Here is a 20,072-nt window from a genome sequence, read left to right on the forward strand (position 1 = left end):
AGGACTTGCCAAAACCGCCGCTCCCATGCCTAGCCTGTCTTCATCACCTGCCAGGAGAATATGCGAGCCATGCGCACTGCAAAAACCATCACGGCGGTCGAGGCTCACGCCGAAGGCGAACCGGGTCGGGTCATCTCCGGCGGGGTTGGACATATGCCGGGGCAGTCGGTGTTTGAAAAGATGCAGTGGATGCAGCAGAACGCAGACGACATCCGCAAGCTGATGCTGCGCGAACCACGTGGCTATCCCGCGCTGTGCTGCAATATCCTCGTCCCGCCCTGCGACCCGCGCGCGGATGCCGGGTTCATTATCATGGAGCAAACCGAATACCCGCCCATGTCAGGCAGCAACACGATCTGCGTTGTAACGGTATTGCTGGAAACCGGCATCCTGCCGATGGCCGAACCGGTCACCACCCTGACGCTGGAAGCGCCCGCCGGGCTGATCAAGGTGCGCGCCGATTGCAGGGATGGCAAGGTCACCCGCGTCACGTTCCGAAACGTCCCCGCTTTTGCGATGCATCTGGACAAGATCATCACCGTCCCCGGTCTGGGCGCTGTGACCGTAGATGTGGCTTGGGGTGGGATGTTTTTTGTTCTGGCCCGCGCAGACCAGTTGGGCGTCTCTCTTGATGGCAGCAACGGGGCCGAAATTGTGCGGGTATCCGAGGCTATTCGACACGCAGCAGCGACCCAACTGCCGGTGGCGCATCCTCTGAACCCGCACATCACCGGCCCAACCATCACCAATTTGTGGGGACCGGCCATCACTGAAGAAACCGATGGGCGCGGCGCGATCACCCTGTCTACAGGCCCGTTCGATCCGGGCCGTCCGCAACACGCCAAGGGAATTCTCGACCGTTCCCCTTGTGGCACAGGTACCTGCGCCAAGATGGCGGTGTTGCATGCAAAGGGGCAGCTGCCGGTCGGGCAGGACTACGTCAACGCCGGACCAATGGGCACAACCTTTACCGGGCGCATTGTCGAGGAAACCACAGTAGGGTCATACGCTGCCATCGTGCCGACCCTGTCGGGTCAGGGATGGGTTTACGGCACCAGCAACTGGACGCTGGATCCGACAGATCCGTTCAGCGACGGCTACACGATTGGTGACATCTGGGCCTGATCAACGCGCGCCAAAATAATCCTGTGCCGACAGGTATCCGCCAGCGCGCCCCGCGACCATCCAGTCCGATTCAAGCGGTGCATCGCCGATCACCAGGATCTGATTGCCGGTCAGGCTTTGCGAGCGGATGAACCCAGAGACGCGGTCTCGCATCTGGCTCCAGCTGTCGGTGAAACGCGGCGCGGCCTCGGCTGCATCCAGAACTTCGTTTTCCCGCAGAACCGCCCCGGGCGTGTTGGGGCGATGCACCAGCGTCAACTTGCGCGCACGCTTCACCGCCTTCAGCGCCAGATCGCGGGCGTCGGGCATCTTTGCGCCGTTGCCGATGATCTCAAGCGCGTTCGAACTGAACAAAAGCCCCAATATGTCCTGCCCACTGGCCTGACGGACTTTGGCATAGGTTTTATAGTCCATGCCCAGTTCAGTTGCGCGTTTCATACGCATCCGAACGATCATCAAGGGGATGGTATTGGGCATCAGCGCCTTTTGCGCCTGGCGCCATTGATACGCCCGCAAACGCTGCCCCGGTTCCATGCTGGGCCCATTGTTGTGACCGATGCCGCTCATCCTGAGACCTCGTTCAGCCGGGCGACGTAGCGGGCCAGCGTGTCGATCTCAAGGTTCACACCGTCTCCGACAGTCAAGTCGCCCCAGGTCGTGACTTCCTTTGTGTGCGGAATGACATTGATACCAAAGATCGCGCCTTGCACATCATTTACGGTCAGTGACGTACCATTCAACGCAACCGACCCTTTGGGCGCTATGAACCTGGCCAGTGCATCGGGGGCGCGAAATGTGATCCGTGTACTGTCACCGTCATCGGTCATGTCGATGACCTCGGCCACGCCATCGACGTGACCGGACACAATATGTCCGCCCAATTCGTCGCCCACGCGCAGCGCTCGTTCAAGGTTGACGCGCTTACCGACCTCCCAGCCGCTTACATTGGTTTTGGACACTGTTTCAGCGCTGATATCGACGTCGTACCAATCCTCGCCCAAGGCAACCACTGTCAGACATACGCCGTCACTTGCGATCGATGCACCGATATCAATCGATGAAGTATCGTACCCAGTTTGGATTCGCGCCCGAAGGTCGCCGGTTTTCTCCAGTTCGGTCACGGTGCCGATATCGGTGATGATGCCAGTAAACATGGGGCCGCCTTTCGATCCTTTTCAGCAAATGACCTAGCTTCGCAGATCCGTCACAGCAAGCCTTGCCTTGCGTCCGGGCCCCGCCAGAGACATAGTTTCGCCAGTTTGCTCTGATATGAACAGGACAGACGTATTCCGGCCTCCATGGGAGCATCATGGCTCAACCACTTAAAACTGCGCGGGTTTTCTTGTTTCTGCAAGGTCCCCACGGCCCGTTCTTCAGCTCGCTGGGTGCGATGCTGCGGAAAGCCGGGGCGCAGGTCTGGCGAGTCGGGTTCAATGCGGGGGATCGGGCCTTCTGGTTTCATCCTGACACCTATCTGCCTTATCGCGGCACCCATGCTGAATGGCCGGAAGCCATCGCACAGATGCTGGACGACCGTGGGGTGACTGACATCGTCCTGTATGGAGATACCCGCCCGATTCACGCCGACGCAGTCGCGGCCGCGAAGGCACGTGGGATTACCGTTCATGTGTTCGAAGAAGGCTATATGCGGCCTTACTGGATCACCTATGAACGCGGTGGAACCAACGGCAATTCCCGGCTGATGGACATGTCGATTGAGGACATGCAGTCCGCATTGGCGCTGTCGGATATGGAGGCCCCACTCCCCCCGGCGCATTGGGGCGACATGCGCCAGCACATGTTTTATGGCGCGCTCTATCATTGGTTTGTAATGTTCCGGAACGGGCAGTATCGCAATTTCAAACCGCACCGCAGCCTGACAGTCGCGAAAGAATTTCAGCTGTATTTACAGCGCCTTCTGTTGCTACCCGCCCATGCGATTGATCGCGGTCTTGCCACCTTGCGCATCCGGAACGGCGGCTTTCCATATCATCTGGCCTTGCTTCAGCTAGAGCATGACAGTTCGTTCCAGATGCATTCGCCATTTTCCACGATGACCGAGTTTCTGGAAAGAATCATGAAAGGGTTCGCCCGGGGCGCACCGCAGCATCATCACCTTGTAGTCAAGGCGCATCCCCTGGAAGACGGGCGTGTACCAGTCCGCAAAGACGTCAAACGTCTGGCGCGCCAAATGGGAATCAGTGACCGGGTGCATTACGTGCGCGGTGGCAAGCTGGCGCGGCTGCTGAACGATGCGCGCACCGCCGTCACCGTGAATTCGACCGCCGGGCAGCAGGTCCTTTGGCGCGGAATTCCGCTTAAGGTATTCGGACGTGCCGTTTATGCGAAACCTGAATTCGTTTCCAACCAATCCTTGCGCGAGTTTTTTGCTGGTGCCAGTCGTCCCGACAATAAGGCTTACAAGGATTATCGCCGGTATTTGCTTGAAACCAGCCAGGTTCCGGGCGGTTTTTATTCCATGCGCGGCCGCAGGCAATTGATGCGGCATGTCGTGGACATGATGCTGTCTCCGGAAGACCCATATGACGCTCTGAAATCAGGCACAGCGGCACCGAGGCAACAGTTGCGGGTTGTGACATAGACAACGTGCCTTGTGGCACTGGATATTTATACGGTATTTCGGTACTTTGATACAAAAGACAAGGCCGAACAATAAATGGTCGAGGAGACCGAGCAGTGAAATCCGTTACCATTCGATGGGCGAAACCCATTGCCATGTTGGCCTTGGTCGCTGTGGCGGCCTCGTGTTCGTTGCCGAAAGTCGGCCCAAACAAGAAAGAAATCTATGCCGGATCCGTGCAGCGGGAAGGTGATGCTTTTATTGTTGCCGTAAATGACCGTGTCACACGTGCGACCGCCGTGGTTCCCGCCTTAGGATTTTCAGACAACTTTCAGAATGCCGGTACATTGACCTCGGACACGATTCGGCCCGGTGACGTGCTGGGCCTGACGATCTGGGAAAACGTCGATGACGGGTTGTTGGCCGGAGAGGCTGCAAACTCGACAATCCTGGAAGAGGTTCAGGTCGACAGCGCCGGGTACATCTTTGTGCCATATGCCGGACGTGTCCGTGCGTCGGGCAATACGCCGGACCAGTTGCGCGAAGTTATCACCTCGCGCCTCGAAGAACAGACCCCTGACCCACAGGTCCAGGTACGCCGTGTCGCCGGGGACGGATCGACTGTTTCCTTAGTTGGCTCCATCGGGGCACAGGGTGTATACCCGATCGAACGTCCAACCCGCACCTTGTCAGCCATGCTGGCACAGGCCGGTGGCGTAACCATCGAACCCGATATCGCACAGATCACCGTAATACGCGGAAGCCAGCAAGGCCGGATCTGGTTCCAGGATCTTTTTGATCACCCTGGGCTGGATATTGCTTTGCGTGGCGGAGACCGCATTCTGGTCGAAGAAGACCGGCGCGCCTTTACAGCGCTTGGTGCAACCAGCACGCAATCGCGGGTTCCCTTCGAATCGCAAGATCTGTCGGCGCTTGAGGCCATTGCCCAGGTCGGCGGCCTGATATCAACCTCATCAGACCCAACCGGCGTCTTTGTATTCCGCAATGAACCTGCAGAAATCGCAGGTCAGGTGCTGGGCCGCACGGATCTCGAAGGGGCGCAGCGCATGGTCTATGTACTGAACCTGACGGAACCCAACGGTCTATTCGTGGCCCGCGACTTCGTCATTCGCGATGACGATACGGTCTATGTAACCGAAGCGCCTTATGCCCAGTGGAGTAAAGCGATCTCGCTGATCTCGGGCGGCCTGACCCCACTTGCCAACGTCGCCACACTCTCTGGCATCTAACTCATGTCCAGCTCGGATCAGAGCACAGCCGGGGGCCAACGCTCCCGGCTTTTTGTATACAACGGTGGGTTCATCACCCAACGCCGCGTGCGCCGCATTCTGGATCTTGCCGGATATGACGTGCGGTTGGGTTTGCCCGGCCCCGACGATCTGGTGGGCATATGGGGACAAAGCCCAACGTCCCATCGCGGGCTGTCTGTCGCCGAACGACGTGGCGTGTCAGTTTTGCGGGTCGAGGACACGTTTCTAAGATCCGTCCACCCGGGCCGGGCGGGCGACGCACCGCTGGGCCTGAATCTGGACCGATCCGGCGTGCATTTTGACGCTCAGACCCCATCCGATCTTGAACAGATGCTCGCCACGCACGCATTGGACGACCATGCATTGCTCAGCCGGGCCAAGGGCGCGATGGCGCGCCTGAAGGACCTTCATTTAAGCAAATACAACGCGTTCGATCCCAATGCTATTGTTCCTGACCCTGGATACGTACTGGTCATTGACCAGACGCAGGGTGATGCATCGGTCACGGCCAGCAAGGCTGACGCCGCACGGTTTCGCGAAATGCTGGTCTTCGCCCAGGAAGAGCACCCAGGCGCCCGCGTCATTATCAAAACCCATCCGGAAACTACCGCCGGGTTCAGACCGGGGTACTTCGGCGCCCAAGACGTCTCACACCGGGTTGAGCTGCTGGACACGCCGGTCAGCCCCTGGGCCCTGCTGGAAGGGGCCGTGGGCGTGTACACCGTATCGTCGCAACTGGGGTTCGAGGCCATTCTGGCAGGGCACAAACCCCGTGTCTTTGGCCAGCCTTTCTATGGTGGATGGGGCCTGACACAAGACGAAGACCCGACCCCAAGACGTCAACGCAAATTGACCCGGGCGCAGCTTTTCGCCGCCGCGATGATTCTTTACCCGCACTGGTACGATCCCTACCGCGACCGATTGTGCACGTTGGAAGACGCTATCGACACGCTGGAAGCGCAGGCCCGGGCCTGGCGCGAAGACCACCTTGGCTGGGCGGCCAGTGGCATGCGCCTGTGGAAACGAAAGCCCCTGCAGCAGTTCTATGGTCGCCAGAAACGTGTGACGTTCACTGACGAGCCGCCAACCGACGACCGCCGCTGGATGGTCTGGGCTGGCAAGGCCGGACCTGAACACGACGGCGCAGTTCGCGTCGAAGACGGGTTTCTCAGGTCGCGCGGACTGGGAGCGCAGCTGGTGCCGCCGCTGTCGCTGGTCACAGACGATACCGGGATCTATTACGATCCAACGCAGCCCAGCAGGTTGGAACATCTGATCACAACCCGCGAGACCTTGCGCGCCGACCAGCAGATCCGGGCTGAGCGGCTGCAAAAGCGCCTGATTGACGACGAACTGAGCAAGTACAACCTTGCAGGAGACCTTCCCAAGCTTCCGCAAGGCCATCGCATCCTTGTCCCCGGACAGGTCGAGGATGACGCATCGATCAGAACAGGCGCCGGTGCGATCAACACCAACCTTACCCTGTTGCAAGCTGTCCGCAGCGCGAAGCCTGATGCGGTGATCCTTTACAAGCCGCACCCCGACGTCGAAGCCGGATTACGGACTGGAGCAGTCGACACGCACGACCTTGCGGATGTGGTTTTGGACCATGTCGACCCCGCCGCCTTGCTTGGTCAGATTGACGAACTCTGGACAATGACCTCGCTCATGGGCTTCGAAGCGTTGTTGCGCGGGGTGAAGGTAACCACCCTGGGCGCACCATTCTATGCGGGCTGGGGGATGACCACCGATCTGGGATCAGTGCCGGAACAGCGTACAGCCAAGCCAACATTGCACGGGCTGATCCACGCCGCTCTGATCGATTATCCTCGGTACCGAGATCCCAAGACCGGCCTCCCCTGCCCGGTCGAAGTTGCTGTCGATCGGTTGGCCAGCGGACAGATCCCCTCCCCGGGCCTGGCCAATCGAAGCCTGTCCAAGCTACAGGGCCTGTTCGCGACCTATGCGTATCTCTGGCGTTAAACGCTGGTTCCGCGCCGCCAGCGATGCATCACATCGTCGCCAACACCGCGTGTTTCGACAAGGTCAAAACGCGGCGCTTCGTTCAGCCGGTTCAGGCCCAATGCACCGATGGCCGGCAGACCTTCCGCTCCGATGGCAAGCCCAGCGGTGAAAACAACAAGCTCATCCACAAGATCTTCGGCCAGCAGAGTTGACGCAAGCGCTCCGCCGCCTTCGCAGAAAACCCGGGTCAATCCGGCCTGCCCCAGTTGCTGCAGCATATCCGCAGCATCGATCTGGATTCCCTTCACAGCACATGGGATCAGCGTTGCTCCAAGCCCTTCCCAAGCCCTGATGCGTTCACTGTCAGCGCTGGATCCGTGACACAGCCACACAGGCACGTCATTGGCCGTGCGGGCAAGCTGGCTCATCAGTGGGAGATCCAGATGGCGCGACGCCACCACACGAACCGGCTGACGTGTTACGCCGATATCGCGCACCGTTAACGACGGATCATCCGCACGGGCAGTTCCTGCGCCGACCAGAACCGCATCATGGCGCGCGCGCAATGCATGCACGATGCGCCGCGCCTCGGGGCCTGTGATCCATTGACTGTGCCCGGTGGCCGTGGCGATCCGGCCGTCAAAGCTGCTGGCCAGTTTCAGCGTCACAAATGGCCGACCTTGTTCAGTCTTCAGAAAGAAACCCGCGTGATCCCGGGCTGCACGATCAGACAAAACCCCGGTCTCGACCCTGATCCCGGCCTGACGCAGCATTTCAAACCCCTGCCCAGACACCCGTGCATCGCTGTCCTGAAGCGGTGCAACCACCCGCGCAACGCGTGCATCGATCAGGGCCTGCGCGCAGGGGGGGGTTTCGCCGTGATGGGCGCAGGGTTCAAGCGTGACATAGGCCGTCGCCCCGGCCGCCAGTTCACCGGCTTGAGCCAGCGCTTCTGTCTCGGCATGGGGTCGCCCCCCGGGTCGCGTCCAGCCCCGCCCGACAATGCGGCCATCACGCACGATGACGCATCCCACGGCGGGGTTGGGCCAGACGTTACCCTGCCCCCGACGCCCCAAAGACAGCGCCAGTGACATATATCGGGTATCTGTGTCGCTCACTCTTCCGGCTGCGTATGCGGGCGCAGCTCATGGACAAAGTCTTCGAAATCGTCCGCCGCCTGGAAGTTTTTGTAAACGCTCGCAAATCGAACATAAGCCACGGTATCGATCCGTGCCAATGCTTCCATCACGATCTCGCCGATCTTTTTCGACGGGATATCCGTTTCACCCATGCTTTCAAGCCGTCGGACAATACCCGAGATCATCTGATCGATCCTTTCGGGATCAATCGGGCGTTTCTGCATCGAAATGCGGATTGAACGCTCCAGCTTGTCGCGGTCAAAGTCTTCGCGTTTGCCGTTGGTTTTTATCACAACCAGATCACGCAACTGAACGCGTTCATAAGTTGTGAACCGTCCACCACAGGCTGGACAAAACCGCCGCCTGCGGATGGCCACGTGGTCTTCGGCTGGGCGCGAGTCTTTTACCTGTGTATCAATATTTCCGCAAAACGGGCAGCGCATCAGCTGTTCCCCTCGTTGATTTCCGCCTCAAGTTGTGAGTGCTGCGACCCACTTATCAACAAGTATAGGCCAGCCGCTAGGATTTGGGTAGAGGGGAATTTTAACCGCAAGATACGGCGTCAACTTAGGCCAGATGTGCTGCCACGCGGCGCAGGTGGGGCGCGTTTCTGTGCTCAAACAAATAGATACCTTGCCATGTGCCCAGCACCGGGGCACCACCTGACACCGGAATGGACAGGCTGACCGGCATCATCGCTGCCTTGATATGGGCAGGCATGTCATCCGGGCCTTCATAAGTATGGCGCAGATAAGACATGGACGGATCCGAACTGGGCGGCACCAGCCGATGAAAGAACTCCGCCAGATCGGTTTGCACTTCGGGATCAGCGTTTTCCTGGATCAGCAGTGAACACGACGTGTGGCGTACGAAAAGTGTCAAAAGCCCCTGATCAACCGCGCACTCCTGAACCCAGCGCACGACATCCCTTGTGAAGTCGTACAGCCCTTGGCCCTTGGTCGAGATGGAGAATTCGGTTTGCATGACTCGGTTTTGACTGATGTACACGCTCCGGCAAGACCTAGGGGCGCAGGCGAAAACGCTCGCGTTCGATGTTGTCATAGCAATAATTCTGCGCAGACGCCGCGTTCATATTATCGCCGGCGCGTCTTACGGTCAGGCTAAGCTGTGTCGACGTGTCGGCCCCCTCAGGCGGTTGCAAGGCGAACTGAACCGCCTTCTTGCCCGGCCGGTTGACGCTTGGCCCCTCGGGCGCCCAGATATAGATGCGTTGAATTGCGGATGTTCCAAGTACCCGAATGGCAAAGTCGCCAATCCCGCACCAATAATCCCGCGCCCCGGTGCCGTATCCCACCTCGGCGACGACCTCGTAAACCCCTTCGGAAACGGGAAGCACTTCGTGCCGGTTCCATGCCCGCCATGCCAGCGCCATCTCCGGACCTGCTACAATAGCGGCGCAGGCAGCTAGTGCCACGTTGCGGATGGTGGATGTCATCGCCATTCTCCCCGTATCTTGCCAGATCCTATCAGAAACGAGATAGATTGTGTGATCTGCAATAATTCTGAGCCTGCGACACGCGCATATTATCGCCGATCCGCTTCATCGAAAGTGAATAACTGGACTCTGCCGCACCACTCGGCGGTACCGACAACGAGAACTGGATTGCTGTCTTACCCGACCGCGTCTGGCTGGGTCCGACCTCGCTCCACATATAGACGCGCTGAGTGGCTTTGGCTCTAAGTTGCACGGTCGCATAGTCGCCGGCCCCGCACCAGTAATCAGCAGCCCCCGAGCCAACCCGCCCGATCACTTCGAAAACCCCACCTTGCATCGGCACGACCTCCATCCGATTCAGCGCAATAAACGCAAGAACAGATCCCGGCAGGGACGCGACGACAAGCGCCAGACACAGTTTTCGCAACATATTAGTCCTTTGGTTGAAGCGCGTTACCAAACAGGTTGTTCTTCGCAAAAGCCGTTGGCCCGTTGAACCGACATATGGTCTCCGACCTTGAATGAATTCAGGCTATGCGATCCATCAATGGGTGTAACGCCGGCGGCGTTCGGATCAATTGTGAACTGGACAGCCGAACGTCGATTGGTGGTTTCGCTGGGTCCCATCCCGCGAGCGACATAAATTTCGGTTTGCCATGACGCATTCAACGCCCGTCGGGCGTATTCCGACGCTGCACACCAAAATATCATCCCGTTTCCGGAACTACGAGGCACGGCTTCGAACACGGCGCTGTTGACTTGATTGACCCGCACGCCGTTTCGGACGGTCAAGGCATCGGCAAATTGCGGTTGGGTCACGCCAAAGGCCAGAATGGCGCTGGCAAGAATGCGATTGGTCATGGGAAAGGCTTCCGTTGGGGTGTGAGCCAACTGTAACCCGCTCAATCCCACTCGGACAGGGCAATTCACGCTCTGTTTATCGTGCGAGACCCCGCGACAAGCGCGGGGTCTCTGCAAAGTCTGACGAATGTCGAACCGTTTACTGGTCCAGGAAGCTTCGCAGTTTGCGCGAGCGGCTGGGGTGCTTCAGCTTGCGCAACGCTTTTGCTTCGATCTGACGGATCCGTTCGCGGGTCACGCTGAACTGCTGACCAACCTCTTCCAAGGTATGGTCGGTGTTCATACCGATACCAAACCGCATCCTTAGCACGCGTTCTTCACGCGGCGTGAGCGAGGCCAGAACCCGGGTCGTGGTTTCTTTCAGGTTTTCCTGAATGGCGCTGTCCAGTGGCAGAACGGCGTTCTTGTCCTCGATGAAGTCACCAAGCTGCGAATCTTCTTCATCGCCGATAGGTGTTTCAAGCGAGATCGGTTCTTTGGCGATCTTCATCACCTTGCGAACCTTTTCGAGCGGCATCTGCAACTTTTCAGCCAGTTCTTCCGGCGTCGGTTCGCGACCAATTTCGTGCAACATCTGACGCCCGGTCCGGACCAGCTTGTTGATCGTCTCGATCATGTGAACCGGAATACGGATCGTGCGCGCCTGATCCGCGATGGACCGGGTGATAGCCTGACGGATCCACCACGTCGCATACGTCGAGAACTTGTACCCGCGACGGTATTCGAACTTGTCGACCGCCTTCATCAGGCCGATGTTGCCTTCCTGAATGAGGTCAAGGAACTGCAAACCACGGTTCGTGTATTTCTTGGCAATCGAAATCACCAGTCGCAGGTTTGCCTCGACCATCTCTTTCTTGGCCTGGCGGGCTTCTTTTTCGCCCTTCTGAACCTGCTGCACGATGCGGCGGAATTCCGGAATATCCAGACCAACGTACTGGCCGACTTGCGCCATTTCTGCGCGCAGTTCTTCCACTTTCGACGTCGAGCGTTCGATGAACATCTGCCAGCCGCGGCCCGGCTTGTCCGACATGTCAGACAACCAGTTCGGGTCCAGTTCACGTCCACGATAGGCGTCGACAAACTCACGACGGTTGATGCGGGCCTGGTCGGCCAGCTTCACCATGTTGCTGTCGATCTGCATGATCCGGCGGTTGATGCCGTACAACTGGTCGATCAAGGCTTCGATCCGGTTGTTATGCAGGTGAAGACCATTGACCAGTTCGACAATTTCCGAGCGCAGCGCCTGATAAGTCGCTTCGTCCTTTTTGCTGAATGACCCGTCTTCGTTCAGAGTTGCCGAAATCCGGCTGTCCTGCATTTCGGACAACATAGCGTAATCTGACGAAATCCGCTCCAGCGTGGTCAGAACCTGATCTTTCAGGGCCGCTTCCATCGCGGCAAGCGACATGTTCGCCTGTTCGTCTTCATCGTCATCATCGTCTTTGGCAATCGGGTTGCCGTCGGCATCCAATTCAGGGCTGTCGTCAGTCTTCTCGGCACTCTCCGGAGCGGCTACGGCGGTAACAACCGGTTCGTCGGCTTCACCCTCTTCATCCAACTGGTCGCCAAATGTGGTTTCCAGATCGATGACATCGCGCAAAAGAATGTCTTCGGACAGAAGTTCGTCGTGCCAGATCGTGATCGCCTGGAACGTCAGCGGGCTTTCGCACAACCCCAGGATCATGGTGTTGCGACCAGCTTCGATCCGCTTGGCGATGGCGATTTCGCCTTCGCGGCTCAACAGTTCAACGCTGCCCATTTCACGCAGGTACATCCGCACCGGATCGTCTGTACGATCCAGTTTCTCAGTCCCGGTGCTGGCCAGCGTGACTTCACGCGCTTCCTGCGTGGTCGCGACTTCGGTCGAGCCCTTGTTCTCTTCTTCCTCGGCCTCTTCGTCTTCGATGATGTTGATGCCCATTTCGGACAGCATCGACATCACGTCTTCGATTTGTTCGGACGAAACCTGATCAGGTGGAAGCACCTGATTCAGCTGGTCGTAGGTGATGTACCCCTTCTCGCGGGCCTCGGCGATCATCTTCTTGACGTTCGCCTGGCTCATATCGAGCGAGATTTCCTGATCCTGATCGTCGGATTTGCGGTCTTCGGTGTCCTTAGCGGCCATTCAGTGCTCCTGCAGGGGCTATGGGCGATTCGTTTCAAGCGAATCATTAGCGTGATCTGATGATTCGGCCACCCCGTTTACCCGTTTTTCCATACTCATTCTTTACCAAAACGCCCTAATCACCCGGCTTGGAGTATCCAATCTTCTCCAAAAGGGCGTCGAAAGCGCTGCGCTCGTCTCGATTGATTCGCGCTCCGTTGTCGCCAACATCGTATTCTGCCGTGTCTTCATGGCCGCTACGCATCGCTCGATTGCGCACTTCGGCGGCCTCACGAAGACGCCATGTCACCGCCTCGTCGGCGATGCCCGTCAGATCCTCTTCGGCTTCCTCGATTTCCTCACTCAGCCCGCGGCGCGCTTCAAGTTTCGCGAATTCTTCGGTCAGTGTCATCCTGGCCAAGTCTGTATCGCCTGGGTTGCGGACGCTGGGGCTGATGGCGACATGGCGAAGCGCATGCAGGTTTTCAAGAGGTTCGGCCCCCGCCTCTTCGCGAATTCTGAGAGTGAGTGTCTCGGGTGCATCATCCGCCAGCCGCATCAAAACGTCTCGCAGCATGGCATGGGTCGGGTCAGAGCAATTCATATCCTCGACCTCGTGCAGGAAGTCGGGCAACACATCCGGCGTGGCGATCAACGTGCACAGGATCACGGCCTCGCGCATGTGGGTTTCAACGTGATCCCCAACCGATACCAGCATTGAGGATTTAGTCCCCGACAACGGCGCGATAACGACACCACCGCCCCATGGTCGCGACTTATCAAACGGTTTGCGGGCTTTTTGAGGCTGTTGCGCTCTTTTCGGTCGAAACAGGTCCCATCGCAGGTTCTTGATCTCTTGCCCGTAATGGGACCGGATCGACGGATCGCGGATCAGCTTGATCTTTTCCCGCAACACCTTGTCCAGAGCGGCCTTGCGCTCGGGGCTGTCGAACACTTTGCCTTCGGTTTCGCGCTGCCACAGCAGCCGCGCCATCGGCAGAGCCTGATCCAGCACGCTCTGCACAGCCTCGGGCCCTTCAGCCCGGATCAGGTCGTCGGGGTCTTTCCCTTCGGGCATTATTGCAAAGCGCAGGGACTTCCCGGCCTCAAGCAACGGCAAAGCCAGATCGACCACCCGCATCGCCGCGCGCAATCCGGCGGTATCGCCATCCAGCGCAATGATCGGTTCGTCCGACACCCGCCACAGCAGTTGCAGGTGGTGCTCGGTAACAGCGGTACCCAACCCGGCCACCGAGGCGGTGAACCCCGCTTCGGACAGCGCGATGACATCCATGTACCCTTCCGCCACGATCAGAGGTTGACCCTTGCCAGCCGCCTCGCGCGCAGGACCGTGATTGTACAAAGTCCGGCCTTTATCGAACAATTCGGTCTCGGGCGAGTTCAGGTATTTGGCGTTCTCGTTGGGATCCATCGCGCGCCCACCAAAGGCGATACAGCGCCCCCGCGGATCGCGGATCGGGAACATGATGCGGTTGCGGAATGTGTCATAGGGTTTCCCGCCCGTCCGCGTCGATGGTTTGCCCAGACCGGCTGCAAGAATCAGCTCTTCCTCCACCCCCTTGCCGCGCAGGTGATCCCACAACCCTTGCCAGCCATCGGGGGCAAAGCCCAACTCCCACCGATCTACCGCCGCGCCATCCAGACCGCGCCGCACCAGATAGTCGCGTGCCGCGCCCCCTGCCCCGGTTTTAAGCTGCAGGCGGAAGAACTGCACCGCCTGTTCCATGACGTCGGCCAGTTCGGTTCTGCGGTCCGCCTTTTCCTGCGCTTTCGGATCGCGGGCCGGCATCGGCATCCCTGCCTCACGCGCCAGAATCTCGACCGCTTCCATGAAGCTGACGTTTTCCGTGTCTTTCACAAAGGAAATCGCGTCGCCCTTGGCGTGGCAGCCAAAGCAGTAATAATACCCTTTTCGGTCATCCACATGAAAAGAGGCGGTTTTTTCGTGATGAAACGGGCACGGCGCCCACATGTCGCCCTTGGCCTGATTGGATTTTCGCGTGTCCCACATGACTTTGCGGCCCACAACCTGAGACAGGCTGGAGCGGCTACGCAGGTCATCCAGAAATCCGGGGGGCAGAGACATGCTGTATTATGTGGTCTGGTTGCGGCGCGAGTCCAGTGCGCAAGCCGCGATCACTGTTGCAGGCAGAGTTCAGTCCAGGCCGCTGACAGGTCTTCTTCGCGAATGACTTTCATCTTCTGTTCATAGACCCAGGGCGCAATCAACGGGATCGCGTTGTTGTAGTTTTCAGGCCAGGTCGGATTGGTTGCAGCCAAGGCCTCGGGCACATTACGTTCCTTGACCTTGTCCAGCCGGGCTTGCTGAATCGCGGCAACAACCTGCGCCTGATATTCGCAACTTTGTTCCTTGGTTTCGGCAGCAAAGACAGGTGTGGCGAATATGGCGGCGGCAAGGGCAAGGCGGATCATGGGCAATAACTCCGGAATCAGTGACAAGCGTTGGCAGACTACCCGCGTGCGTCCACGGCGACCATGGCGGTTTTCAAATCATGTACCAAAGTTTTTGCCATAGACCGAAAAACCATGATCTGAAACGCGTTTTCGCCGACACGCGTGATCGAGGCGGTCATATGCCCAAGCTGGCTGCGCACCGTTTGCCCCAAACCAAAGACAGAGTGGCGCAAATCGACCGGTGCCAAACGCGCCAAGACGGATTCGGCTGCATCGCCGTCGAGACAGACAACCGCCCAGGCGTCAGTCTGATCCGTCAGAGCCGCATGTTTGACCAGCGCCGAATCCGGCGCAGGCCCAATCAGCAAAGCATGCGCGCGGCCAAACCAGATGGCCCGCACAGCATCATCGCCGTTAGAATTGTTTGGCCCGGGAAAACCCACGCCATGCGCCTTGGTCATGGCCTTGGACAGATCTTTTTCGGCCCCTTTCAAAGGAGACACTGACGTCAACGCAACCGGCACAACTTCGACCAGGGTTGCTTTTCCGATACTCAGGGGCAACAGCCCGTCACACGGTAATTTTGCAATCAGATCAGCCACGGGCGCGTCCTCCTGCTGGGTCAAAGAACACCGGATCCACCACTTCGCACAGCGTTTCAAGACCGCGCAAGTGATCGACCACCTTGATCACCTCGCCGTGGCGCTCAGGACCGTTCTTGAGAAAGGCGAGCGCCAAAGTGGACCCAACCGTGGGCGAATAACAGGCTGAGGTGAGATAGCCCTGTCCGTTCACCCGAACCGGCTCTGCATCCTTGTCGAACAAAAAGGCGCCCGGCATCAATTGCTTGATCGCTCCGACGGGTTTCAGTCCAACAAGCCGCTCGCGCTCCGGATCTTTCAACCCGGGTCTGTTTGACAGCGTCTGACCAATGCAATCCTTTTTCGCCGACACCATCCGCCCCAGCCCCAGATCAAAGGCCGTGATGCGCCCGTGCAATTCTGCATGGGTCAACAGCCCCTTCTCGATCCGCAGCACGTTCAGGGCTTCCATCCCATAAGGCCCGCCGCCCAGCGCCTCGGCCCGAGCGACCAATTCCCGGAACAAGGCAGCGCCGTATCGGGCAGGCACCGCCAGTTCGTAAGCGTGTTCGCCTGAGAACGAGATCCTGAACAAGCGCCCCTGCACGCCCATCAGATCAACCGATCCGCAGGCCATGAACGGCCAATCCTCACCCAACGGTGCCTCCAGCAAACCATTCAGCAAATCGCGCGACTTTGGTCCCGCAATTGCGAACTGCGCCCATTGTTCGGTGACCGAAATGAACGACACATCCAGTTCAGGACACAGCGTTTGATGTACAAAATCCAGATGCCGCATCACCTCGCCAGCGGCCGCCGTTGTAGTGGTCATCACAAAATGGGTTTCGCCCAACCGCGCCGTGGTACCGTCATCCATCACATAACCGTCTTCGCGCAGCATCAGACCATAGCGAACGCGGCCGACCTTCAGCGTCGAAAACATGTTGGTATAGACAAAATCCAAAAACGCTGCTGCGTCCGGCCCCTGAATGTCGATCTTGCCCAAGGTCGAAACATCACAGACCCCGACGTGTTCACGCACCAAACCAACCTCGCGATCACAGGATTGTCGCCAGGTTTTCTCGCCCGGTTTCGGGAAAAAGCTTGGGCGGTACCATAATCCGACCTCGACCATGGGCGCGCCACGTTCAACACTTGCTTTATGGCTTGTTGTATAGCGCTGTGGCGCGAACCCGTCCCCCTGCCCGCCAGCGCCCAGCGCCGCGATGGCGACCGGGCTATAAGGCGGGCGAAACGTGGTTGTCCCGGTTTCCGGAATACCGCGCCCGGTGGCATCGGCCAGCACCGCCAAAGCACCAACATTCGAGCTTTTGCCCTGATCGGTCGCCATGCCTTGCGTGGTGTATCGTTTCATGTGCTCGACCGAGCGGAAATTTTCGGTCGCTGCCTGTTTGACATCCTTCACCGTCACGTCGTTTTGAAAATCAAGCCATGCGCGGCCTTTTCCGGCCACGGCCCAGAGCGGCGCAATGCGATACGGCGCGTCATCCGCGTCGGGCAGCGCTGTATCAGGGGCCGTCAGGCCCAACTCGGCCAGTGCGATTTTGGCGGCATCGATGCCCTGCTGCAAACAGTCCGCAGTTGAGAACGCGCCGTTGCAAGCCCCTGCCGTCACCATCCCCGGCACAGCGCCGGGTTTGGGAACAAAGGCTGCGATTTCACGGTTCCACTCGGGGCGTCCGTTCATGTGGCACGTCAGATGTACTGTCGGATTCCACCCTCCCGACATGGCCAGACAATCCGTCCGAATCCGCTCTTCACCGCTAGCCGTGCGTACTGTGATCGCATCGATCCCCCTGGCGCCAGAGGCGTTACAGACTTGCCCCCCGCGCATCAGCTGAGCGCCGTCGAAGTTCGGCGCATCGTGGCGGCTGTCGATCAACGCGGCGACATGCACGCCCGCATCCAGCAGATCGCGGGCAGTGCGGTGGGCATCGTCGTTGTTGCCAAACACCGTCACGGCCTTGCCCGGGCTGACCCCCCATCGGTTGAGGTAGGCGCGCACGGCCCCTGCGGTCATGATGCCCGGGCGGTCGTTGTTGCGGAAGGCAACCGGACGCTCAATCGCACCGGCCGCCAGAACACAGCGCTTTGCGACGATGCGCCAGAAGCATTCCAGCGGCCCAGCCTTGTGTGGTTTATGATGACCGACCCGTTCCAGCGCCGCGTAGGTGCCCTGATCATAGACACCCACAACCGAGGTCCGAGTCATCAGGCGCACATTGTCCATTGCGCCCAGTTCGGTCAAAGCCTGCTCTGCCCAAAGATGCCCCTGTAAACCGTCGATCTCATAGGTCTCGGCCAGCAGCCGCCCGCCCATGCGAAAATCTTCGTCCGCGAGGATCACATCCGCCCCGGCGCGGGCCGCGATCAGTGCCGCCATCAAGCCAGTCGGCCCGGCCCCGATCACCAGAAGATCGCAAAAGGCAAAGGCCCGTTCATATTCGTCAGCACAGTTTTCACCGGACAAGCCGCCCAAACCGGCAGCCCGCCGAATCACAGGTTCGTACAGCTTTTCCCAGAAGGCCTTCGGCCACATGAATGTCTTGTAGTAGAACCCGGCCCCCAGAAACGGCGCGGCGAGGTTGTTGATCGCCATCGCGTCGAAGGCAAGCGATGGCCAACGGTTCTGGCTGTGTGCCTGTAGCCCCGCATGAATTTCCTGAACCGTGGCACGCACGTTCGGGTCTTTCTGCGCCCCCGAGCCGATCGTGACCAGCGCATTCGGCTCTTCGCTGCCTGCGCTCAGAACCCCACGCGGGCGATGGTATTTGAACGACCGCCCGACCAGCTTGACGTCATTCGCCAACAAGGCCGAGGCCAGCGTGTCGCCTTCAATCCCGTCATAACGTACGCCATCGAACGTGAACGGCACAGACCGGCCTGTGTTCAGAAGCCCCTTGCCAGCAACCCTCATGCCTTGGCCTCCGATGCCAGTTCCGCGCCAATGACTGCATGGGTGAGGGTATTACGCGTTACCACCAACCAGGCACCACAGCCGCCGTCGTGATACCAAAGCTCGCGCGTGTCCCCAGCCGGGTTTTCCCGCAGATAGACATAATCGTCCCAAGCGGCCTCCCCCGCGTCAGGGGCAGGCCGTTCCAACGCTGCGCCCTTATAGTAAAACTCGCGCCGGTCACGTTCGCCGCAGATGGGGCAGGGAAGTCTCATCGCCAGACCCTTTCTTTGAAAAACGCGTCGACGACGCGGTCGTGGTTAAGGCGGCGGATCCCCGCAGACATCCGGCTAGTGAAGGTTATGTTGTGCACCGGTGCCCTCCTCATCGATGACACCGTATCCGGTGCGGAACCGATCCAGTTGAAAGCCGGTGGCCTCGGGATGATACCGGTCTTGTGCGATCAGATGCGCGAAACAATTGCCCGAGGCCGGAACCGCCTTGAACCCACCGTAATTCCAGCCGCAATTCAGATACAGCCCGTCGATGTGTGTCTTGTCGATCACCGGCGAGCCATCGGGTGTCATATCCATAATCCCGCCCCAACTGCGCAGCACCTTGGCCTTGCCGATCATCGGCATCAGCGTCATGCCAGCCTCCATCACGTGTTCAACGATGGGCAGGTTCCCCCGCGCGGCATAAGACGCATACATGTCGATGTCGCCGCCAAAGACCAGCCCACCCTTGTCTGACTGGCTGATATAGAAATGCCCCATCCCGAACGAGATCACATGATCGATCACCGGTTTCAGCCCTTCTGTCACAAAGGCCTGCAACACGTGGCTTTCGACGGGCACACGCATTCCCGCCATCGCGGCCACCTGAGAGGAACGGCCAGCCACCACCATTGCCACTTTCCTGGCCCGGATCGCGCCGCGCGTAGTCTGCACGCCATTGACGACACCGCCTTCGATGTCGATCCCAGTGACTTCGCAGTTCTGCAACAGATCGACACCACGCTGATCGGCCCCACGGGCATAGCCCCAGGCCACAGCATCATGGCGCGCGGTGCCACCGCGCGGATGGTACAGCCCGCCATAGATCGGGAAGCGTCCGTTGTCGAAATCCAGATAGGGCAGGATCTTTTCGACGCCAGCGCGATCCAGCAGAACCGCGTCGTCACCCTGATTGATCATGGCATTGCCGCGCCGTGCAAAGGCATCGCGCTGACCATCGGAATGGAACAGGTTGATCAGCCCGCGCTGGGAATGCATCACATTGTAATTCAGGTCCTGTTCCAGCCCTTCCCACAATTTGAGGGAGTGAGAGTAGAATTCGGAATTGCCATCAAGGAAGTAATTGGCGCGCACAATCGTGGTGTTCCGCCCGACATTACCACCACCGATATAGCCTTTTTCCAACACCGCGATGTTGGTCAACCCGTGCTCTTTCGCAAGGTAATAGGCGGTCGACAGACCATGCCCGCCTCCGCCGATGATCACGACATCATATTCCGGCTTTGGATCGGGATCACGCCAATGGGGCGTCCAGCCTTTGTTGCCGGTCAACCCTTCCTTCAGTACCCGAAACCCGGAAAACCGCATGCCGTACTCCCTGTCGAACCGGTCAGATAAAA

19 protein-coding genes are annotated in these 20,072 nt (G+C 59.0%); 4 read left to right on the forward strand and 15 right to left on the reverse strand.

The features are described 5' to 3' along the window. The first annotated feature begins 69 nt into the window (after nucleotides 1-69). On the forward strand, nucleotides 70-1,125 hold the full coding sequence (locus FOY56_RS01620) for a proline racemase family protein (protein ID WP_146344043.1): 1,056 nt from the start codon (nucleotides 70-72) through the stop codon (nucleotides 1,123-1,125). On the opposite strand, the gene FOY56_RS01625 is transcribed toward FOY56_RS01620, so the two are convergent. Both FOY56_RS01625 and FOY56_RS01630 read right to left on the reverse strand, forming a co-directional pair. Continuing rightward, nucleotides 1,126-1,692, reverse strand: coding sequence for a hypothetical protein (locus tag FOY56_RS01625; protein ID WP_146344044.1), 567 nt, complete (start codon nucleotides 1,690-1,692; stop codon nucleotides 1,126-1,128). It abuts the gene before it with no gap. Then, nucleotides 1,689-2,279 carry a riboflavin synthase gene (locus FOY56_RS01630; protein ID WP_146344045.1) on the reverse strand — a complete coding sequence of 197 codons (591 nt, stop codon included), beginning with the start codon at nucleotides 2,277-2,279 and terminating at the stop codon, nucleotides 1,689-1,691. Before FOY56_RS01630 ends, FOY56_RS01625 begins: the two co-directional genes overlap by 4 nt. Nucleotides 2,280-2,434: 155 nt before the next feature. On the opposite strand from FOY56_RS01630, the gene FOY56_RS01635 reads away from it, so the two are divergent. The 3 genes from FOY56_RS01635 to FOY56_RS01645 all read left to right on the forward strand — a co-directional run bounded on the left by FOY56_RS01635 (nucleotide 2,435) and on the right by FOY56_RS01645 (nucleotide 6,960). Continuing rightward, nucleotides 2,435-3,727 (forward strand): capsule polysaccharide biogenesis protein, encoded by a 1,293-nt coding sequence (locus FOY56_RS01635; protein ID WP_146344046.1) that lies wholly within the window; start codon nucleotides 2,435-2,437, stop codon nucleotides 3,725-3,727. Between the two features lie 134 nt (nucleotides 3,728-3,861). Next, on the forward strand, nucleotides 3,862-4,956 hold the full coding sequence (locus tag FOY56_RS01640) for a polysaccharide biosynthesis/export family protein (RefSeq protein WP_425468353.1): 1,095 nt from the start codon (nucleotides 3,862-3,864) through the stop codon (nucleotides 4,954-4,956). A 3-nt stretch (nucleotides 4,957-4,959) separates the two neighbouring features. Then, nucleotides 4,960-6,960, forward strand: a complete 2,001-nt coding sequence (locus FOY56_RS01645; protein ID WP_146344048.1) for a capsule polysaccharide biogenesis protein — start codon at nucleotides 4,960-4,962, stop codon at nucleotides 6,958-6,960. On the opposite strand, the gene ribD is transcribed toward FOY56_RS01645, so the two are convergent. The 13 genes from ribD to FOY56_RS01710 all read right to left on the reverse strand — a co-directional run bounded on the left by ribD (nucleotide 6,957) and on the right by FOY56_RS01710 (nucleotide 20,040). Next, complete coding sequence (ribD, locus tag FOY56_RS01650; RefSeq protein ID WP_281288776.1) at nucleotides 6,957-8,060, reverse strand: bifunctional diaminohydroxyphosphoribosylaminopyrimidine deaminase/5-amino-6-(5-phosphoribosylamino)uracil reductase RibD; 1,104 nt, start codon at nucleotides 8,058-8,060, stop codon at nucleotides 6,957-6,959. The genes FOY56_RS01645 and ribD overlap by 4 nt on opposite strands. Further along, nucleotides 8,057-8,524, reverse strand: coding sequence for a transcriptional regulator NrdR (gene nrdR / locus FOY56_RS01655; RefSeq protein ID WP_146344049.1), 468 nt, complete (start codon nucleotides 8,522-8,524; stop codon nucleotides 8,057-8,059). Before nrdR ends, ribD begins: the two co-directional genes overlap by 4 nt. A gap of 124 nt (nucleotides 8,525-8,648) precedes the next feature. Next, nucleotides 8,649-9,065, reverse strand: coding sequence for a secondary thiamine-phosphate synthase enzyme YjbQ (locus FOY56_RS01660; RefSeq protein ID WP_146344050.1), 417 nt, complete (start codon nucleotides 9,063-9,065; stop codon nucleotides 8,649-8,651). A 37-nt stretch (nucleotides 9,066-9,102) separates the two neighbouring features. Continuing rightward, entirely contained in the window at nucleotides 9,103-9,537 is a 435-nt protein-coding gene (locus FOY56_RS01665; RefSeq protein ID WP_146344051.1) for a hypothetical protein, read from the reverse strand. A 31-nt stretch (nucleotides 9,538-9,568) separates the two neighbouring features. Then, a complete protein-coding gene (locus FOY56_RS01670; protein WP_146344052.1) occupies nucleotides 9,569-9,967 on the reverse strand; it encodes a hypothetical protein in 399 nt (132 codons plus the stop codon). Nucleotides 9,968-9,990: 23 nt separating this feature from the next. Then, nucleotides 9,991-10,398, reverse strand: coding sequence for a hypothetical protein (locus tag FOY56_RS01675; RefSeq protein WP_146344053.1), 408 nt, complete (start codon nucleotides 10,396-10,398; stop codon nucleotides 9,991-9,993). Between the two features lie 139 nt (nucleotides 10,399-10,537). Beyond that, nucleotides 10,538-12,523 (reverse strand): RNA polymerase sigma factor RpoD, encoded by a 1,986-nt coding sequence (gene rpoD, locus FOY56_RS01680; protein WP_146344054.1) that lies wholly within the window; start codon nucleotides 12,521-12,523, stop codon nucleotides 10,538-10,540. Nucleotides 12,524-12,638: 115 nt separating this feature from the next. Next, nucleotides 12,639-14,609: a DNA primase gene (gene dnaG / locus FOY56_RS01685; RefSeq protein ID WP_146344055.1), complete on the reverse strand. Its 1,971-nt coding sequence runs from the start codon at nucleotides 14,607-14,609 to the stop codon at nucleotides 12,639-12,641. A gap of 50 nt (nucleotides 14,610-14,659) precedes the next feature. Continuing rightward, nucleotides 14,660-14,956 carry a hypothetical protein gene (locus FOY56_RS01690; RefSeq protein WP_146344056.1) on the reverse strand — a complete coding sequence of 99 codons (297 nt, stop codon included), beginning with the start codon at nucleotides 14,954-14,956 and terminating at the stop codon, nucleotides 14,660-14,662. A gap of 38 nt (nucleotides 14,957-14,994) precedes the next feature. Then, entirely contained in the window at nucleotides 14,995-15,540 is a 546-nt protein-coding gene (locus tag FOY56_RS01695) for a sarcosine oxidase subunit gamma (RefSeq protein ID WP_146344057.1), read from the reverse strand. Then, nucleotides 15,533-18,457, reverse strand: coding sequence for a sarcosine oxidase subunit alpha family protein (locus FOY56_RS01700; protein ID WP_146344058.1), 2,925 nt, complete (start codon nucleotides 18,455-18,457; stop codon nucleotides 15,533-15,535). The genes FOY56_RS01695 and FOY56_RS01700 overlap by 8 nt, the downstream gene beginning before the upstream one ends. After that, entirely contained in the window at nucleotides 18,454-18,711 is a 258-nt protein-coding gene (locus FOY56_RS01705; protein WP_146344059.1) for a sarcosine oxidase subunit delta, read from the reverse strand. The genes FOY56_RS01700 and FOY56_RS01705 overlap by 4 nt, the downstream gene beginning before the upstream one ends. Before the next feature lie 75 nt (nucleotides 18,712-18,786). Then, nucleotides 18,787-20,040 (reverse strand): sarcosine oxidase subunit beta family protein, encoded by a 1,254-nt coding sequence (locus FOY56_RS01710; RefSeq protein WP_146344567.1) that lies wholly within the window; start codon nucleotides 20,038-20,040, stop codon nucleotides 18,787-18,789. Between the last annotated feature and the right edge of the window lie 32 nt (nucleotides 20,041-20,072).

This window comes from Falsiphaeobacter marinintestinus (genome assembly GCF_007923355.1).
GTDB classification, from domain to species: Bacteria; Pseudomonadota; Alphaproteobacteria; order Rhodobacterales; family Rhodobacteraceae; genus Phaeobacter_A; species Phaeobacter_A marinintestinus.